Raw genomic sequence first — 810 nt, forward strand, 5'->3', positions numbered from 1 at the left:
GCCACACCCGCAGCGGCTCCTGCTCCGCGACCGCCGGGGCGCCGTCTCCGCGCGGGCCGCCGCCCCGGCGGTCGCGGAGCAGGAGCCGCTGCGGGTGTGGCCGTGGCTGGCCCTCGGCGTGGCCGGGGTGGCGCACTACGTGGCGCTGAGCGCGCTGGGGGTGCCGCCGTACCACTGGTACTACGCGGTGCTCGTCGCGCTGTCGACCTTCGTGGCGGTCGCCGCGCTGGGCGCCTGCTGGCGCGGGGTGCAGCTGCGCCCCGTCGGCCTGGGCGCGGCCGCCGCCGCCGCCGTCCTCGTCGTCACCAGCCTCGGGGCGGACCTGCGCGCGGGCACGCCCTGGCCGCTGGCGCCGATCCAGACGAACTGGGCCGAGTCCGCGCAGTACACGCGCATCGCGCGCGACGTGCAGGGGATCCTGCGCGAGCGGGGCGGTCCGCAGCACGTCACCTCGCCCGGGGAGATCGGCCACCTGGCCTTCGTCTGCGACTGCGTCGTCGACCACTTCGCCGACCCCGCGCGCGTGCAGCCGATGATCGACCAGGTCGAGGCGGAGGCCTCCCCGCTGGGGCGGCGGCTGCTGGAGTGGAACTTCACCCACCGCGACCGCGGTGCCGCGCCGGTGCCGGTGGCGGGGGAGCTGTTCCGCTACGACCGCGGCACCCAGCCGCCCGCCGCGCAGGGCCTGCCGACCTGGCCCGTCACGACGACGTGGGACGTGCCGCTCAGCGACATCGTCCTGCAGCCCGTGGGGGGCGCGTGAGCGAGGCGCTGCACAGCGAGCCGCCGGCGGCGGGCGCCGCCGTGGAC

General features: G+C 78.0%; 1 pseudogene. It reads left to right on the forward strand.

Going from position 1 to position 810, the window contains the following annotated elements:
• Window positions 1-763 (forward strand): annotated as a pseudogene (locus GTQ99_RS23670) (DUF4175 domain-containing protein); the annotation flags it as partial.
• Window positions 764-810: the final 47 nt, after the last annotated feature.

This window comes from Kineococcus vitellinus (assembly GCF_009906315.1).
GTDB lineage: Bacteria > Actinomycetota > Actinomycetes > Actinomycetales > Kineococcaceae > Kineococcus > Kineococcus vitellinus.